Genomic DNA, 16,928 nt, shown 5'->3' with positions numbered 1-16,928 from the left:
ACGAGACAAAACGGATGTTAACTCCCAAAGTGACGCAACGTATTGTTATTCTGTTACCAAGAGGTTAAGGAGGCGGCGTGGCGTACCTGCCCGTACCCCGGCTACCAGTCCCCCGGCTGCCGGCTCTCCGGCCAAACGGCCTACCGGGCCGTCGCGTGCAGGTCAGGCGCGACGTCCCCGTCCCGATGGCGGACGGCGTGGCCCTTCTGGCGGATCACTATGCTCCGATCGGCGTGACCAGGCCGCCGACGATCCTCATCCGCACGCCGTACGGCCGGGCGGGGGTCTTCGGCTGGATGTACGGCTGGACCTTCGCCAGGCACGGGTTCCAGGTGCTCATCCAGAGCTGCCGCGGCGGCTTCGGCTCCGGCGGCCTGCTCGACCCCCTCGGAGACGAGCACGCGGACGGCCTCGCGACGGTCGAGTGGATGCGCGGGCAGCCGTGGTGGGGCGGGACCTTCGCGATGCACGGGCCGTCCTACCTCGGGTACAACCAGTGGGCGATCGCGGCGGATACGCCCGACCTCAAGGCGATGGCCGTCCAGGTGGCCGCCTCGTGCTTCCGCGACGCCGCCTACGTCGGCGGGGCCTTCGCGCTGGAGTCGTCGCTGATCTGGACCACGCTGACCGCCCACATGGAGGGGCGCTTCGGCGGCATGGCCGCGCTGACGGCCCCCTGGCGGACTCGGCGGGCGGTGACCTCCGGCCGCCCGCTGTCCGAGCTCGATCTCGTCTCGGCGGGCAGGCCGCTCCCGTTCTTCCAGGAGCTGCTCAACCACCACGGCCGGCCCTACTCGGACTACTGGGAGAAGAGGGACTTCTCGGCCACCGTGGGCGAGGTGACCGCGGAGGTCACCATGACCGGCGGCTGGTACGACGTCTTCCTGCCCTGGCAGCTCAAGGACTACGCGGCCATGCGGGCGGCGGGACGCCGGCCGTACCTGACGATCGGGCCGTGGTATCACGCCGACATCCGGCACGGGCGGGTGGCCAACGCGGACGCGCTGGTCTGGTTCCGCGCCCACCTGATGGGCGACCCCTCGGGGCTGCGCCGCTCGCCGGTCCGGCTCTACATCACGGGCGCGAACCAGTGGCGGGACTACCCCGAATGGCCGCTGCCGGGGACCCGGCACGAGCGCTGGCACCTGCAGCCGGGCTTCGCCCTGGCGCGGGCCAACCCGGCCGACTCGGCGCCCGACCGGTACCGCTACGACCCCGCCGACCCCACTCCCGTCTACGGCGGCCCCGTGCTGATCGGCAACTCCGAGCCGCGCGACAACCGGCGGCTGGAGACCCGGCGCGACCTGCTCGTCTACACCTCGGAGGCCCTGGCCGAGGACACCGACCTGATCGGGCCGGTGACGGCCGAGCTGTTCGTGCGGACGGGCCGGCAGCACACCGACATGGTGGTGCGGGTCTGCGACGTCCACCCCGACGGCGCGTCCATGAACGTGTGCGAGGGCGTGCGCCGTCTCACCCCGGCCCTGCGGGCCGACGAGAACGGCGTGCGCCGGGTCGAGGTGGAGCTGTGGCCCATGGGGCACCGGTTCCGCCGCGGCCACCGGATCCGCGTGCATGTGGCGAGCGGGGCCTACCCCCGCATCGCCAGCAACCCCGGCACCGGCGACCCCCTGCCACTGGGGGCCGCCGTGTTCACCTCCGACCAGGAGGTCCTCCACACCCCCGACTACCCGTCGGCCGTCCTCCTCCCCCGCCCCCTCCCGGCGTGATCATGCAGAGATTCCCGGGAGTGCGCTTACCTGCGCCGAGCCCGCGCGTGATCATGCGCGGGTTCCCGCTTGTACGGCCCGGCCTGCGGCGACACTCTTCGTGATCATGCATTGACACCCGGCGTCCCGAGCAGCCCGGGGGCCGCAGTACGACATGTCAGGTGGAGCCCGCCACCTCCAGGTCGTGGACGCGGGGGTCGCCCTGGTCGGCGACGTAGTCGTCCGGGCGCGTGGCGTCGGGGCCGTCGGCCGCGTTGACCAGCCGCGCGATCACCGTGCCGAGGACGGCGACGACCAGGTTGACGATGAGCGCGAGGAACCCGGCGTAGATCGTCACCTTGGTGTCCAGGCCGAGTTTCGCCAGCGGGAACGCCGACCCGCCGAAATGGGCGTGGTTGGTGACCGGGTTGGCGACGTTGTACAGCATGAGCACGCCCGCGCCCATCCCGGCGACCCACCCGGCGATCAGCCCCGCCCGGTGGAACCAGCGGGTGAACAGCCCGAGGCCGATCGACGGGAGCGTCTGGAGGATGATCACGCCGCCGATCAGCTGGAGGTCGATCGAGAACTGCGGGTCGATGAGTAGGATGAACAGCACCGCGCCGACCTTCACGACCAGCGAGGCGATCTTGCTGACCGAGGCCTCCTGGGCGTCAGTGGCGTCCCGCTTGATGTACTCCCGGTAGATGTTGCGGGTGAAGAGGTTCGCCGCGGCGATCGACATGATGGCGGCGGGCACGAGCGCGCCGATGCCGACCGCGGCGAAGGCCACCCCGGCGAACCAGTCGGGGAACATCTTGTCGAACAGCTGCGGGACGACCGTGTTCACGTCCTTGCCGATGGGCTTGATCCCGGCGGCGATGGCCATGTAGCCGAGCAGCGCGATCAGGCCGAGCAGCAGGCTGTATGCGGGCAGCGCGGACATGTTCCGCTTGATCACGTCCCGGTTCTTCGCCGCGAGGACGCCGGTGACGCTGTGGGGGTAGAGGAACAGCGCCAGCGCCGAGCCGAAGGCGAGGGTGACGTACTGCAACTGGTTGTTGGCGTTGAGCAGGACGCCGTCGCCGGGAGCCGGGGTGGCGTCGAACTTCGCCTTGGCCGCGTCGAAGATCGCGCCCAGGCCGCCGAGCTTGGCCGGGATGTAGATGATCGCGGCGATGATGACGATGTAGATCAGCGAGTCCTTGACGAACGCGATGAGGGCGGGCGCGCGGAGCCCCGACTGGTAGGTGTACGCCGCCAGGATCGCGAACGCGATGATCAGTGGCAGGTCGCCCTGCACCCCCATCGTCTTCAGGACCGCCTCGATGCCGATGAGCTGCAGCGCGATGTACGGCATGGTCGCCACGATGCCGGTGATCGCGATCAGCAGCGCCAGCGTCGGCGAGCCGAACCTGGCCCGCACGAAGTCGGCCGGGGTGACGAGCCCGTGCACGTGGGACACCGACCACAGCCGGATCAGCAGGACGAACACGAGCGGATAGGTGATCACCGTGTACGGCACGGCGAAGAATCCCGTCGCGCCGGCGCCGAACAGCAGGGCCGGGACGGCCACGAACGTGTAGGCCGTGTAGAGGTCGCCGCCGACGAGGAACCAGGTGATCCACGAGCCGAAGTTGCGGCCGCCGAGCCCCCATTCGTGCAGGCTGGCGAGGTCGTCGGGCCGCCGCCAGCGGGAGGCGACGAACCCCATGCCGCTGACCAGCAGGAACAGGACGGCGAAGACGATGATCTCAGTGGTCATCGGCCCCTCCTCGTCATGCGGTACACGACCGTGGTGGCCGTGACGCCGATGAGGATGAAGGCGAGCTGGAGCCAGTAGAACAACGGGACGCCGAAGAGCCGCGGCTCCATGGCGTTGAACAGCGGTGGGATGAGCGGAATGATGATCGCGACCAGGAGCAGCCAGTTCCATGGGCTGCGATCAGTGCGGGGGGTCGTCAACGCACTCTCCTATCGGACACGGGCTGACTCGCAGCGTAAAGTCGCCGACGTACCCGTGATATCACCGATCGCCGAACGGTCGGGTTGTCGCGCCGAGCGACATCGCGCTAGACCTTCAGGGCGGCGGTGATGACGTCGGCGAGGCCGTCCACCACGGTGGCGCGGTCGACGTCGCGGTTCTCCAGCCACCAGTCGCCGATGGCCTGGACCATGCCCACGAAGGCGTGCCCGAGCACCTGGGCGCGTACGGGGTCGGCCACGCCCTCCTCGGCGAAGACCGCGCCGAGCTCCTCACCGAGGCTCCGGACGATGGCCGCCATCTGCGTGTGCGTGCGGCTGTCCTCCGCGCCGGCCCGGTGGAACAGGAAGCGGTACAGGTTCAGGTTGACCGAGATCGTGTCGAGGTACGCGTTGATCGTCGCCCGCGCCCGGACCCGCAGGTCGGCTCTCGGCTTGGCGAACTCTGGCCGGAGCAGATTGATCACGACGCGGGTGTGCCGCTCGGCGAGTGCCTGGTAGAGCCCGCTCTTGTCGCCGAAGTGCCGGTAGAGGATGGGCTTGGTGATCCCCGCCTCCGCCGCTATGGCGGCCATCGACGCCTCCGGGCCCTCCCTGCGGATGACTCGATCGGCCGCGTCGAGCAACTCCCGCCGCCGTTCCGGGCTCCGGCCTCGCTCCGCTGTGCCCGCCATGCAGTCAGCATAGGGTGCCGGTTTCCCCGTGACCGCGAGCGCGGCGGGGGATCGTGACCCGGGTCGTGACGGGACTCGACCGGGCCGGAAAACGATCGACCGGGCGATCTCTCCGGTAATGTGCCGGACGCGGGATTCGCCCGATGTCAAGGGGTCTGGAGGCGGCAGAGGTGGACGAGGCGGGCGGGCCGCTGGTTCCGGGCTACGAGGTGCTCGGGATCCTCGGTCAGGGCGGGTTCGGGATCGTCTACCGCGCCCGGCAGCTCGCGGTCGGCCGCGAGGTCGCCCTCAAGATCGACAACCGGGTGCTCGTCTCCGACCGGGACCGGCGCCGTTTCATGCGCGAGGTCACGTCGGCGGGCGCGCTGTCGGGGCACCCCCACGTGGCCGACGTCTACGACGCTGGAGTGCTCTCGGACGGCCGGCCGTACATGGTGCTGGAGCTGTGCCCGGGCGGGTCGCTGGCGGACCGGCTGAAGAGGCATGGGCCGCTGAGCGTGCGCGAGGTCCGGGACATCGGCATCAAGATCGCCGACGCGCTGGCCGCCGCCCACGCCGCCGGAGTGCTGCACCGGGACGTCAAGCCCGCCAACATCCTGATCAACTCCTACGGGCTGGTCGCGCTGTCCGACTTCGGGCTGGCCACGATGCCCGCGCAGGGCGGCACGGCGCAGGGCGAGGTCTCGGTGACTCGGGAGTCGCTCACGCCCGCCTACGCCCCGCCAGAGGCGTTCGACCTCTCCGAACCCACGGCCGCGGGTGACGTCTACGCGCTGGCCGCGACCCTCTACGCCCTCCTGTACGGCAGGCCGCCGCGCTTCCCGGAGAGCGGCGTGGTCAACATCGCCGTCATCATGGCGCTGCATCGGCGGCCCATCCCGGACATCCCCGGCGTGCCGTCCGCTCTGACCGACGTGCTGCGGCACGGCATGGCCAGTGACCCCGGGCAGCGTGTTCAGACGGCCGCCGAACTGCGGGACGCCCTGGCCGCCCTCGATGTCGACGGGTCCGCCCGCCACGGTCATCCGGCCGCCGCGCCCGGCGCGGGGTCGCCCGGTTCCCCGCTGTCCTGGGGGGCGGATCCCTCCGGCGGCGCGGTGCCGGAGCAGTGGCGGCCCTCCGGACCGGGCGGCCCGGGGACGGCGCCTCCGCGTTACGCCGTCACCGGCCCGAGCGGCCGGCGGGGGGTGGCGGCCGTACCGGACGTGCGGAGGGCGATGACCGAGCCCAACGCCCTGGCCGGACCCGGCCACCCGGCCCCGCCGGGCCGCCTGGCGGCGCCCGCGCCCCCTGGCGGCCTCGGGAACGCGCGCAGTGGGCCGACCACACGTCCGGCGGGCGGGTCACGCCACTCGCTCGGCTTCGCGGCGGTCGCGGCGGTCTTCGCTCTGCTGCTCACCGCCGGGATCGTCGTGATAGCGCGTGGCGACGGGAGTCCCCAGTCGACGCCGTCCGCCGAGCCGACCGGGACGGCACCGGGTCGGACGGCACGTACGGCCGCGCCGGGCGTGACCTCCGCCGCCGGCCGCCTTGGTGTGCCCGTCCGCACGGACGGCTGCCCCGCCGCGTCGGTCGCCGGGGCGGGCGCGGCCTGCGTCGCCAAGCCGGAATGCTGGGCCGGAACCGTCTCGACCGCCGGTGACGTGACGGCGCGACCGCTCCCCTGCGCTGGGGAGCACGTATGGGAGACCTTCGCCATCGCTCCGCTTCCCAAGGACGTGACCACGAGCGACGAGTACACGGTGTCCAGGCACCCCGCAGTGGCGGGGCTCTGCACGATGGCCGTCCTGCTCAAGTCCCGGACCGGCGCGGCGAGGGCGGTGTCAGCGGACAGGTGGGACGTCACGGTGCTCCCGCCGAGCGCTGCCCGCTTCGCCGCCGGGGTGCGGACCTACCGGTGCCTCGGCCACGTGGCGGGCAAGGACACGGTCGGCAGCGCCTTCGGCGCCGCCGGTCCAGGCTAGCCGAGGTCGGGCCTGCGCCGGCGCCGCCTCACGGCTCGTGCTCCGCGAGGGTCGTCAGCTCGGACAGGGCGTCACGCAGGTAGTCGACGAGGTCCCACACGTCCGGGACCATCTCGCGGTCGACGACGATGCCGAAGTCGAGCGACCCGTCGTACGAGAACACCGTGATGTTGATCCCGCCGCTCACGTCCGTGATCACCGACATGGGATATTGCGCGACGACCCGCCCGCCGCAGATGTAGAGCGGCGACTGCGGCCCGGGGACGTTGGAGATCACCAGGTTCATGGCGGGCGCGGTCCGGGACGCGAGCCGGAAGGCCGCCCGGTCGGCGAGTGCGCTGAGCGCCGCGGGCATGGCCTGGCTGAACTCCAGCAGCCAGGTCGCCGGGGCCGCCGCGAACCGCTCCTTGACCAGCTTCATGGCCTGGCTCACAGCTCTCAGCCGGGCCTCCGGGTCGGCGATGTCGGTGGGGATCGCGGTCATCGCCAGCGTGACCTCGTTCGCCAGGGAGTCGTTGGGCAGCTCGCCCCTGGTCGAGACCGGGATGCCGACGACCAGAGGAAGGCGCGGCAGCTCGTCGCGCTTGGCCAGCCAGCGGCGCAGGGCCGACGCGCACAGCGCCATGACGACGTCGTTCACGGTGACGCCGAAGGCGTTCTTGACGCGCTTGACCTCGGCGAGCGGCAGCGTGCCGAACGCGAACCGGCGATGGGGTGAGATCGGCCCGGAGAACGGCGTGCGCGGCACGGCCATGCGCGGCAGATCGGGCAGGTCGGTGCCGACGCCGCGGATCAGCCGGGAGAGGAGCCCCGCGCCGGGGATCTGGGAGACGATCGGCACCTCGTCGAGCCGTGGCACCGCCCCCGCGATGAAGCGCACCAGGGCGAGGGGGTTGTCCAGGACGCGGGCGACCCCTCGGATGACCATCTCGACCGCGTCCGGCGCCCGCTCCGCCGACTCCCAGATGGGGACGTCGGCCGCCGGCTCCGGCGGCGGGACCTCGCGGGGCTCCGGCGTGAAGTCCATGAGCGCGGCCAGGACCTCCGCGCCGGTCACCCCGTCGATGGCAGAGTGGTGGACCTTGGTGTAGACGGCCACCCGGCCCTCGGCCAGCCCGTGGATGAGGTCGAGCTCCCACAGGGGCCTCCGCCGGTCCAGGCGCGTCCCGTGCAGCCGCGCGACCAGCGCGGCGAGCTGGTGATCGTCACCGGGCGGCGGCAGCGCGATCTCCCGGACGTGGTAGTCGAAGTCCACATCGCGGTCCTCGGCCCAATAGGGATGGTCGAGCCCCAGGGGGACCTCCACCAGACGACGGCGGAGCGGCGGAGCGAGGTGGAGCCGCTTGCTGAGCAGGCCGACCAGGCCGTCGCGGGTGATCGCCCCGCCGGGAGCGGTGGAGGGGTCGAGGATCGTGAGCCCCGCGATGTGGGCGAGGTTCGTGGCCGTCTCGAAGTTGAGGAACTGCGCGTCCAGCGCGCTGAGCTGCCGTCCCATGCCCTAGTCCTTGCCCCGAAACGTCCGTCTTCGACCGTCGCGGGGCCGTCCCTTTGGCACGAAATCCCAGCTGAACGCCGGTCAGAGCACCTCGACCTCGATCGTGTCGGTGTAGTGGAGCCAGCCGGCCGCGGCGAGCTTCACGACGGCCCACCAGCGGCCGGGTCTGGCACCCTTCGGAGGCCGTACGGCGAAGCGGACCTCGGCCTCTCCCTCCGCCGGCACGACCACTCCGGTGTTCCAGCCGGGGAACAGCTCGAAGGTGTGCCAGGGGCTGATCAGCCGCGCCTGGACGGGCATCGGGGACAGCGCCCCCGACTGGAGCCGCACGACGATCTCCGCCTCGCCGCCGGGCCGCAGCCGCACGAACGGCGGATCGCCCAAGCCCTCCAGCGACGCCTCCGGCCCCGTGGCGTGGCGGCCGCCGACGTGGAGGCGGGTCACGTCCTCGTAGGCCTGCCCGCCGAACTCGGTCGTGGCCCGGAGCAGGTGGAGCCCGCCCCGGACGTCGGCGGGCGGGGTGAGCCGTACGGGGACGAGGGCGTGACCGCCGGGGGACAGCGCGTACGGCAGGGTGGCGGGATCCACGGTCCAGCCGTCCGGCGGGGTCAGCACGACCGCGCCCGCCGCCTCCTCCTCGGTCAGGCCGGACGCCACCGTGAGCGTCAGCGTGGTGACCGGGCCCGAGGCGTCCCCGTCCAGCACCACGTCGGTCTCCGAGAGGTGTACCGCCACGGGGAGGTTGCCCAGCGGCGCGGGCCCGGTGTTGTTGAGCCAGTATCGGGTGTAGACCGGCTGGTACGGCTCGGCCGCGACGGCGGCGCCCTGTGTTCCGACGGCGGCGCCTCGTGTTTCGATGTCATCCGAGAGGCCGGCCCGGAGCGTGACGATCTCCATGCCGGTCAGCGTCTCGGGAGCCTTCCCTGTGACGTTCTCCAGGAGGTCGGCGCGCTCCCAGGGGCCGAGGGGCAGGGACGTGGTGATCGCCGGGTCCGCCTCCCCGCCGTGGGCCTCGTACAGCCGGACGGTCACCGCGCCGACCGGTCCCGGTGTCCGGCCGGAGGCGATCGGACTGCCCGCCGCCTTCAGCGCCGTGAGGACCACACCCGGCCCGGTCTCCAGGAACGAGCGCGCCTCGCCGCCGCCCCCGGGTGAACGTCCGGCCTGTACGGCGCCCGCCCAGACTGGGAGCAGCGGATGGTTGACGTCGTGGCCGAGCCGTACGAGATCGGCGTCGCGCCAGTCCCCCGGAGCCGCCACGAGCGCGCACTCGAACGAGTGGGTCCAGTGCTGGAGCTGGAAGTTGGAGCCGTCGGGCGCGGTGCGGCGCGGCGGGTCGATCCAGATGCCGGACGGCCAGCCGGTGCACGAGCGCATGAGCGACACGTGCATCGCCCCGGAGGAGTCCACGGCGAAGCCGGGCACGCCCCGGTTGATCAGACCGATCGTGTAGTCGTCCAAAGGCTCGGCCGGCTCGGCGTCCGGCTGGACCACCTCGATCGTCGCGTCGTGCAGGTCGGCGATCAGCTCCTCGACGGCTCCCTCTCCGCAGACGACCAGGACCGGCAGCGCCCTCCGCCCGGTCAGGTCGGCGCCCGGCACCCAGACCTTCTCCAGGGGCTCGGCCGCCGGGATCCAGATCCTCGCCCGGCCGTGGGCGTCGAGCCGCTCGCGCAGCAGCGCCGCCTCCCCGTCGTCGAGCAGCTCCGCCACGAACGGGTTCTCCTCGGGCGTGCCGACGGCGATCCGGACATCGGGCAGGTTCGAGTCCATCGCGAGATCGCCGTACCGCGGGCCGGCACCGGTCGAGCAGGTGGACGTGACGCCCTGCCGTACGAGCGCCACGGCCAGTTCCCTGACCGGGAGGTCCGAAGAGGCCGGCGCGATGATCTCGGCGATGCCGATCGCGCGGGCGCTTCCCCCTCGCCCCGCACTACCCCGGCTGGGCGGGCGCAGCACCACCCGGGCCGTCGACGACAGGGCGAACCAGTTGTGCGCGGGGTTGTCCAGCGTCCACGGATGCTCCGCGGAGTCGACGTCGATGAGGCCGAACCCGCGGCCGATGACCGCGTTCCCCACCTCGCTCACCGGCAGTGCTCCCGGCACGGACACCGGCCAGCGCAGCCGCAGCAGCTTGTCCGTCCCCTCGAACTCGTCCACGTGGGTGGTGAGGTCGACGCGGGGAAGCCCGTCCCACAGGGTGATCTCCTGGGTGTAGGCCACCGGCCCGACCCTGCCGGTGACGGCGATCCGCCGCCCGGCCGGGCATTCCATGACCACCACCTCGGCGTGCGCCTCGGCCGAGCCGGCCACCGCGCCGCTCGGCAGCAGGTGCCAGGGCCCCTCGTGGAAGCTCGGATGCGCCGGGTGCTCGTCGTAGACGAGCAGCTCGTTGCCGACCCGGCCCGCCTGGAGGAGCTCCCGGCCGCCGGCCCGCAGGCTGGACACCGCTCCCCCGCGCGCCGGATCGACCTCGACCGCGTGGGTGGCGTTCTGGATCCGGTTCCCCTCCCGTACGGCCCAGCCGACCGGGGACGGCCTGCGGGTCGGGACCAGCCGGAACGTCCGGTACCCGAGGGCCGGGACGTCGCGGGCCAGGAACACGACGTCCACGGCCGAAAGGCTCCGGTCGGGGTGATGCTCGGCGTGTTCCAGCAGCAACGCGTGCTCCGGCGCGGCACGGTCTTCGAGGGCCGCTTCGAGTGTGAGGCCGTACGCGCCGGGCTCGGGGAGCGTGAGCCGCACCCTGACGAGGTCGGTCCGGGGCCAGGAGGACGGGTTGAAGACCACGACGCCGTCCAGGCCGTCGGCGAGGCGGCGGAGCGACGCCTCCAGGACCTCGGCGCCCAGGTCGCAGGCCTCGCGCCAGCCGGTCAGCAGGTCGAGGTAGACCTGGTCGGACTCCGACCCGGTGATCCCGTCGTGGTGCGCGCCGTACACCAGCTGCCGCCAGGCCTTGTCGAGCACGGCATGGGGGTACGGCAGGCCGCACTCGATCGCGGCTATCGTGGCGAACTTCTCCGCGTCGGCCAGCTGCGCCTCGGCGTGCCGCTGGGCCTGCTTGGTGTCGATGAAGGAGACGTCCTTGCCGGTGTAGATCGGGTTCATGTCCCGGGTCTGCGGCGAGAGGGCCCCGATCTCGGAGCGGACCGCCGCGAAGAACTCCCTGGGCAGTCCGCAGACGAACCGGGGCGAGACGTAGCGCTCGTTCCAGTCGCGCTGGATGTCCATGATCCACTTGTTCGGCGGCGTGTAGTCGGTGCCCACGGGAAGCAGGACGTTACGGGTGGCGGCGACCTTCTTGAGCAGCACGAACAGGTCGTAGACCTGGGCTTCGGCCAGCTCCAGCGTGGCGGCCGAGTCCATCCGCCAGCCGGCGCTGTAGTGGGCGGGCATGTAGTGGGTGAGCACGCCGCGGCCCGACGGCGACAGCCATTCGAACTCGGAGGGGAACTGCATGACGGAGGGATCGTTCCACCCGCCCCTGACCAGCATGGGGCCCCACTGGTGGAACGGGCCGCGCGCCCACGAGCTGGAGCTGAGCCCCGCGTCGGCGATCAGGCCGGGAAACTGCGGGTCGTGCCCGAACGCGTCCAGTTGCCAGGCTGTGTGCGGATCTCCGCCGAGGATGTCGCGCTGGAAGCCGATCCCGTGCACGATGTTGCGGATCGTCGACTCCGCGCTCGTCAGGTTGGTGTTCGGCTCGTTGTAGGTGCCGCCCATGATCTCCAGGCGGCCCTCGGCGAGGAGCCGCCTGAGATAGGCGCGGTCCTCGGGGTGGGCGTCCCAGTAGGGCTTGAGGTAGTCGACCTCCGCGAGCACGAACTTGTAGCCGGGGTCGCGCCTGGCGGTCTCCATGTGCAGCCGGACCAGCTCGAAGCCCGCGTGCTGAAACTCCATCCGGGTGGCCTGCGCCCAGTCGCCCGCGCTGTCCCACGTTGTGGTGTAGGCCGCCTGCGTGTTCCACCAGACCGGGTCGTAGTGGAAGTGCGGGATCATCCACACCGTCCACCCCGGTTCCGCCACGACCAACTCGGCCTCCGCGACGGCCTGGTGCCCGGCCGCCGAGCCGGCGACGGCGGCCCGGACCATGATGGGGACGCGGGTTCCGGGCGGCGCGCCCGTCTCCACGGGCACCTCGGCCGCGCGGGCTCCCGCTGCCTCACCGTGGGAGGTCGCCGTACCGGAGACGTCCCGGCCGGTGATCCGCACCTGGACAGCTCCGGAGGGCCCCTCCAGGGTGACCCGGACGATCTGGCGCGGGCCCTCGACGAAGAGCTCGGTGGACTCGACGGCGGTGATGCGCATGGCGACGCCCCTAAGGTCGGTTCCCGGCAGTCGCCATTCTCGCCGAGCGGCCCCACGACGGCAATGACAAGGAGTCAGACACAAAGTCACACTGGTCGTGTACCGCGCCGGAGACGGGGTCACATGACGGCTGCGACCACCACTCCGGCGGTGAACAGGACGAGGCCGACGCCGAGGAAGATCACGCCGATGAGCGTTCCGCTGCCCGTCGCGCTGTCGATGCGGACCCTCGTCGGCTTGGCCGGGTCGTACAGGATCGGCACCTGGTCACCCGGCATCGCGGGCGGCGGGCTGCTGCCGAAGGGGCACTCGGCCTCCACCCGCTGGCCGTACACCGTCGTGAAGCGCACGGTCGGGTAGTAGACGGTGCCGCCCTCGCTGGACCGGCTCGGGCGCAGCCGGACGACCTCACCCTGGACGCGCTGGGCCCGTTTCCGGAAGTCGCGGGCGCTGATCGTCAGCCCGCCTCCGATGAGCGCGAAGACCACGCCGATGAGACCGAGGATGAGCGGGAGGAGGATGTTCTGTGGCACGTTCGAACCGTACGGCCCGCCAGTTGCGCTCCGGTTGCGATCGCCATGACGAAACGATCAAGATGGCGATCAGGGATGATCAGGGGCGCAGGCGGATCAGGGCCTCGGCCACGTCGAACACCGACTCGCCCAGGTCGAAGCGGCTGAAGAGGTGGATCTGGTCTCCGGCGTCGATCTCCAGCAGCTCGGTCGTCAGGCCGTACCGGCGGCGGCTGTCCACGCGGATGCGGTCGACGTCGTTCCAGGAGACGCGCTCCTTGCCGGCGAGCCCGGCGACGACCAGCCCGTCCTCCCCCGCCGCGAGCCGCACAGGCGCGATGAGGTCGCGGATCACGAGTACGGCGAAGCCGAGGGCGGCCACCCCGGCGAGGAAGAGCTGCAGGCGGTCGCCGACGAGCGCGAGCGCCAGACACACGGCGGCGCCCACGGCCTTCAGCACGGTGATCCGCCCCGGCACCCGCCATTCGTGCCGCGGCTCCTGCACATCAGCCATCGTGGCAGCGTAACGGGTGAGCGGGCCCCGTGCCGAGACGTCTTCCGGACCTGCGACGTCCGGGCCGACGGGATCACGCTGGAGGTCCGGCTCACACGCACGGCACGGCCTTACTCCGCCGTACGGTCAGGTCACCGGGATGATTTCGGCCTTGACGAGGCGGCCGCCGGCGATGCCGAGGACGCCGAGAGTGCCGTGGGGCTGGCGGCGGCGGTCGGTCGGGGAGCCGGGGTTGAAGATCCGGACGCCGTCGCCGGTCAGGTCCATCGGGATGTGGGAGTGGCCGAAGACGACGAGGTCCGCGGCTGGGAACCGGCGGCGCATCCGGGCGGTCCTGCCGGTGGCCTGCCCGCTGTCGTGGATCATCGCGACGCGCAGCCCGGCGAGATCGAGCTCCAGGGTCTCCGGCGCGCCCCAGGCGGCGACGTCCGGCCCGTCGTTGTTGCCGAGCACCGCGTGGACGGGCGCGTAGGCGGTCAGTTCGTCGAGCACGCTCGCCGTGCAGACGTCGCCCGCGTGCAGGATCACGTCGGCGTGGCGGAGATGCCCGGCCACCGCGGGCGGACAGGACTTCCACCGCCGCGGAGCGTGGGTGTCCGACAGCACCACGACCTTCACCGTTCCATCTTGCCTCGCAGTTCCCTCGCACCTCCCCGCACTCCGGCGGAACTGGGCGGCGGATTGCCGGGATAACCACCGTATTCGGGGAATAGGACAACAGGACTTCGCCAATACGCCCCCGCCATGGCTCGTCCCCGGCCCTGACTGGCCGTGCCGGCTGTGACAGGCGGAGGCGTGCGCGCCTACGCCGGCCCCCACCTGGAGCCGCTCGGGAGGATAACGATGACCAGGCAGATCGCCGACGGCTTCCAGAACCCCACGCTGATCGAGCTTGAGGCCCGGGTGCGCGGGCTTGAGACGCAGGTCGCGCATCTCACCGAGCTGGTAAAAGCGCTCTCCGGCGACCAGCGCGAGTCCAGCTGACCAGTCCCCCCGTTTCCTCCGGCTGAGCAGCCCGGAAACGGCGATGCCCCCACCAGGCGAGGCCTGGTGGGGGCAAATCGGCAGGCTAGCCTACCGTGATCTTGTCGAGGTTGGGCCCGCCGTTGGCGGTGGTGGCGGTCAGCCGGATCGTGTTGCTTCCGGCGTTGAGCGGCACCGACTGCGTGGAGGTGACCCACGTGTCCCAGTTGGTGGTCGCGTTGAAGGGCACGTCGGAGGCCACCACGGTGCCGTTCACCGAGATGTCCATCGGCCGGCCGACCGTCGTGCCGTTGGCGTAGCGGATGACGAGCGGCGCGCTGCCGGCCGACGCCGCGTTCACCGTGAACTCGACGTAACTACCCGCGATGTTGGTGTAGTCGACGAAGCCGGTCCCGGTGAAGTTCAGGTGGTTGTTCGCCACGGCCCCCTGGGAGATCGTCGCGTCCTCGGCCTGGTAGTCGGTCGGGGTTCCGCCGCCGCCCGGTGTGACGTCCACATCGATGTAGTCGATGTTGGGGTTGCCGTTCACGGTCGTCGACGTGGCCTTGATCGCGTTGGCTCCCGCGTTGACCGGCACGGTGAAGGTGTCGGTCGCCCAGGTGTCCCAGTTGGTGGTGCTGTTGTAGTCGCGGCTCGCGAACACGGTCGTGCCGTTCACCGAGATCGCGCTGGGCCGGTTGGTCGTGGTGCCGTTCGAGTAGCGGAGCTTGACCGTCGCGGTGCCCGCCGACGCGGCGTTCACGTTCCACTGGAGGTACGACCCGGCCACGTTGTCGCCGTTGACGTAACCGGTGCCGCTGAAGCCGGTGTGCGTGGTCTCCAGGACACCCTGGGAGATCGTCGCGTCCTCGGCCTCGTACCGGCCCGGCGGAGGCTCGACCACGCCGCCGCCCGCGGCGTAGGCGCCGCCGACCCAGGCCTCGTCGACCCGCCACCGGGAGATGCCGTGGTGGCCGGTCTTGGTCAGCCTGACGTACCTGGCGGTCTGGCCGGACAGGTCGATGAACTGGACGCCGCGGGCGTTGGGCACGGTGCCCGTCTTGACGGCGCTGCCCCAGGTCGACCCGTCGTTGCTCAGGTAGACCGAGTAGCCCGCGATTCGCGCCGAGTCGGTCGACGGGTAGACCGTGGAGTCCTCGCGCTGGTTGAACCCGATGTACTGGACCTTCTTGGCGGAGCCGAGGTCGAAGGTGAGCGAGGCGGGCTCGGCTCCGTTGCTGTCCCAGTAGGTCAGGTAGTCGCCGTCACCGGCGGCGGAGCCCCCGTGACCGCTGGTGGAGGAGCTCGCGCTCACCGTGACACCGGAGTAGATGCCCTCACGGCCGCTGGAGATCACCTTGAACACCGTGTCGTACGGGTCCCAGCTGGAGATGCCCGAGAGCGTCAGCGTGCCGTTCGCCTGGGTGAAGCTCACCGCGGCGCCGGTCCGCAGGTTGGTGACGCTGGAGATCTTGTAGCCGTTGTCGCGAACCTGCAGCGTGCTGCCCGACGGCGCGGTGACGACGTGGATGTAGTGCTGGTTGGGGTTGGTCTTGCTGATCGTCGTCACGCCGTGGGCGCCGTTGTTCCAGAAGCCGGGCTTGAGGCCGCCGTACATGTAGCCGCCGCCCTCGGTCCCGTTGAGGGACTCCCAGATCTGGTCCAGGTAGGTGTTGGCGAAGTTGTTGAAGTTCACCTGGTTGCTCGGGAACTTGCCGTTCACCATCGCGGTCTCGGCCATGAGCGCCTTGACCGACGACCCGGCGTTCGTGATCAGCCGGCCGAGGGTGAGCTTGTTGTCGACGGACGAGTTGGACCCGTCGTACCACCACGCGCCGGTGGACGGCAGCTTGAAGTCGGCCTCGATCAGCCGCGGGGCCGCCGTGTAGACCGCCTGCGGGTAGTCGTAGCTCGGCGTCATGCCGGTCTTCTGCTCGTTGCTGATCATGTCCATGATCGGCGTGTCTTCGTTGTTGTTGCTGAGCGTCATGTCGGGCCGCTGCTGCTGGATCTGGCCGTACAGGTTGTGGCTCTCCCAGTACGCGTTGTCGTTGTCGATCCAGAATCCGGCCAGCTTCGGATAGCGCTGCATCTGCTCGAAGAACTGCAGGTAGCTGAACTCGCCGAAACCGTCACGGGTGGTGATGTCCACACTGTGGCCGACGTAGGAGGAGAACGCCGAGGAGTTCAGCCAGCTGCCCGAGCTGAGGCCCTGGGTGTGCCACTGCGGGTCGTCGGTCATGTAGTTGATGACCTTGAGGCCCTGCGCGTCGGCCGCGTTGATCAGTTCGCCCAGGAAGTCGCGCTTGGTGGCGCAGGAGCCGGGGATCTTCGACGGGTACGGCCGGGCGTAGCCGAGGCGGCTGTGGAAGGTGGCCAGCACGAGGTACTGCGCGTGCAGCTTCTTGGCCTCGTTCACCCAGTAGTTCGGGTCCCAGCCGCCGTTGGTGACGTCGGCCTCCCATTGGGTGCAGCTCGTGTGCTGCGGCGAGGTGCGCTCGCCCCAGTGCAGGAAGAGCCCGGAGATCGAGTTGCGCAGGAACGCCTGGCGCGGGTTCTGCAGGTCCGCCCGGGCGGGGCTGACGAGCGTCATGCTAAGGACGACGGTCGCCACCGCGAGTAACGCGGCGGCGATTCGTCTCCTGGAACTGGAAACCATGGTGCGGGCTCCTTTAGGGCCTCGGGGGGTTTCGGGGGGTGTTCGGGAGTTGGAAAGGGATTGCTTGCGTCCGGCAGGCGGGAACGCTGCGGACACCGCCTGCCGGACGCGGCTCGGTCGCCGGTCTACGACCGGTTCACCTCGTCG

The 16,928-nt window shown here is 71.0% G+C and carries 12 protein-coding genes; 3 read left to right on the top strand and 9 right to left on the bottom strand.

Going from position 1 to position 16,928, the window contains the following annotated elements:
• Nucleotides 1-155: 155 nt before the first annotated feature.
• Complete coding sequence (locus ABH927_RS00130) at nucleotides 156-1,730, top strand: CocE/NonD family hydrolase (protein ID WP_370017324.1); 1,575 nt, start codon at nucleotides 156-158, stop codon at nucleotides 1,728-1,730.
• A gap of 157 nt (nucleotides 1,731-1,887) precedes the next feature.
• Here ABH927_RS00130 and mctP read toward each other — a convergent pair whose 3' ends face one another.
• The 3 genes from mctP to ABH927_RS00115 form a co-directional block, all read right to left on the bottom strand.
• Nucleotides 1,888-3,474 (bottom strand): monocarboxylate uptake permease MctP, encoded by a 1,587-nt coding sequence (gene mctP / locus ABH927_RS00125; RefSeq protein WP_370017323.1) that lies wholly within the window; start codon nucleotides 3,472-3,474, stop codon nucleotides 1,888-1,890.
• Nucleotides 3,471-3,674, bottom strand: coding sequence for a DUF3311 domain-containing protein (locus ABH927_RS00120; protein ID WP_370017322.1), 204 nt, complete (start codon nucleotides 3,672-3,674; stop codon nucleotides 3,471-3,473). Before ABH927_RS00120 ends, mctP begins: the two co-directional genes overlap by 4 nt.
• Nucleotides 3,675-3,781: 107 nt before the next feature.
• Entirely contained in the window at nucleotides 3,782-4,366 is a 585-nt protein-coding gene (locus ABH927_RS00115; RefSeq protein WP_370017321.1) for a TetR family transcriptional regulator, read from the bottom strand.
• Nucleotides 4,367-4,509: 143 nt separating this feature from the next.
• On the opposite strand from ABH927_RS00115, the gene ABH927_RS00110 reads away from it, so the two are divergent.
• Nucleotides 4,510-6,330 carry a protein kinase domain-containing protein gene (locus tag ABH927_RS00110; protein WP_370017320.1) on the top strand — a complete coding sequence of 607 codons (1,821 nt, stop codon included), beginning with the start codon at nucleotides 4,510-4,512 and terminating at the stop codon, nucleotides 6,328-6,330.
• A gap of 28 nt (nucleotides 6,331-6,358) precedes the next feature.
• On the opposite strand, the gene ABH927_RS00105 is transcribed toward ABH927_RS00110, so the two are convergent.
• The 5 genes from ABH927_RS00105 to ABH927_RS00085 form a co-directional block, all read right to left on the bottom strand.
• Nucleotides 6,359-7,825, bottom strand: coding sequence for a wax ester/triacylglycerol synthase family O-acyltransferase (locus tag ABH927_RS00105; protein ID WP_370017319.1), 1,467 nt, complete (start codon nucleotides 7,823-7,825; stop codon nucleotides 6,359-6,361).
• A gap of 81 nt (nucleotides 7,826-7,906) precedes the next feature.
• Nucleotides 7,907-12,133, bottom strand: coding sequence for an NEW3 domain-containing protein (locus ABH927_RS00100; RefSeq protein ID WP_370017317.1), 4,227 nt, complete (start codon nucleotides 12,131-12,133; stop codon nucleotides 7,907-7,909).
• A 119-nt stretch (nucleotides 12,134-12,252) separates the two neighbouring features.
• Nucleotides 12,253-12,666 (bottom strand): DUF3592 domain-containing protein, encoded by a 414-nt coding sequence (locus ABH927_RS00095; protein WP_370017316.1) that lies wholly within the window; start codon nucleotides 12,664-12,666, stop codon nucleotides 12,253-12,255.
• A 79-nt stretch (nucleotides 12,667-12,745) separates the two neighbouring features.
• Nucleotides 12,746-13,159 carry a PH domain-containing protein gene (locus ABH927_RS00090; protein WP_370017315.1) on the bottom strand — a complete coding sequence of 138 codons (414 nt, stop codon included), beginning with the start codon at nucleotides 13,157-13,159 and terminating at the stop codon, nucleotides 12,746-12,748.
• A gap of 126 nt (nucleotides 13,160-13,285) precedes the next feature.
• Nucleotides 13,286-13,777, bottom strand: coding sequence for a metallophosphoesterase family protein (locus ABH927_RS00085; protein ID WP_370017314.1), 492 nt, complete (start codon nucleotides 13,775-13,777; stop codon nucleotides 13,286-13,288).
• A 225-nt stretch (nucleotides 13,778-14,002) separates the two neighbouring features.
• On the opposite strand from ABH927_RS00085, the gene ABH927_RS00080 reads away from it, so the two are divergent.
• Nucleotides 14,003-14,143: a hypothetical protein gene (locus tag ABH927_RS00080; RefSeq protein ID WP_370017313.1), complete on the top strand. Its 141-nt coding sequence runs from the start codon at nucleotides 14,003-14,005 to the stop codon at nucleotides 14,141-14,143.
• Between the two features lie 85 nt (nucleotides 14,144-14,228).
• Here ABH927_RS00080 and ABH927_RS00075 read toward each other — a convergent pair whose 3' ends face one another.
• The gene (locus ABH927_RS00075) at nucleotides 14,229-16,781 is read right to left on the bottom strand and encodes a CBM35 domain-containing protein (RefSeq protein ID WP_370017312.1); all 2,553 of its coding nucleotides are present in this window, start codon (nucleotides 16,779-16,781) and stop codon (nucleotides 14,229-14,231) included.
• Nucleotides 16,782-16,928 lie beyond the last annotated feature (147 nt).

The organism is Planotetraspora sp. GP83, assembly GCF_041262585.1.
Taxonomy (GTDB): Bacteria; Actinomycetota; Actinomycetes; order Streptosporangiales; family Streptosporangiaceae; genus JAOEGB01.
This window is presented reverse-complemented; position numbering and strand designations above follow the sequence as displayed.

Bases quoted from the DNA above. Each gene is read 5' to 3' on its own strand.
- mctP (WP_370017323.1), bottom strand. From the start codon at position 3,474: ATGACCACTGAGATCATCGTCTTCGCCGTCCTGTTCCTGCTGGTCAGC.
- ABH927_RS00115 (WP_370017321.1), bottom strand. From the start codon at position 4,366: ATGGCGGGCACAGCGGAGCGAGGCCGGAGCCCGGAACGGCGGCGGGAG.
- ABH927_RS00110 (WP_370017320.1), top strand. From the start codon at position 4,510: ATGTCAAGGGGTCTGGAGGCGGCAGAGGTGGACGAGGCGGGCGGGCCG.
- ABH927_RS00105 (WP_370017319.1), bottom strand. From the start codon at position 7,825: ATGGGACGGCAGCTCAGCGCGCTGGACGCGCAGTTCCTCAACTTCGAG.
- ABH927_RS00100 (WP_370017317.1), bottom strand. From the start codon at position 12,133: ATGCGCATCACCGCCGTCGAGTCCACCGAGCTCTTCGTCGAGGGCCCG.
- ABH927_RS00090 (WP_370017315.1), bottom strand. From the start codon at position 13,159: ATGGCTGATGTGCAGGAGCCGCGGCACGAATGGCGGGTGCCGGGGCGG.
- ABH927_RS00080 (WP_370017313.1), top strand. From the start codon at position 14,003: ATGACCAGGCAGATCGCCGACGGCTTCCAGAACCCCACGCTGATCGAG.
- ABH927_RS00075 (WP_370017312.1), bottom strand. From the start codon at position 16,781: ATGGTTTCCAGTTCCAGGAGACGAATCGCCGCCGCGTTACTCGCGGTG.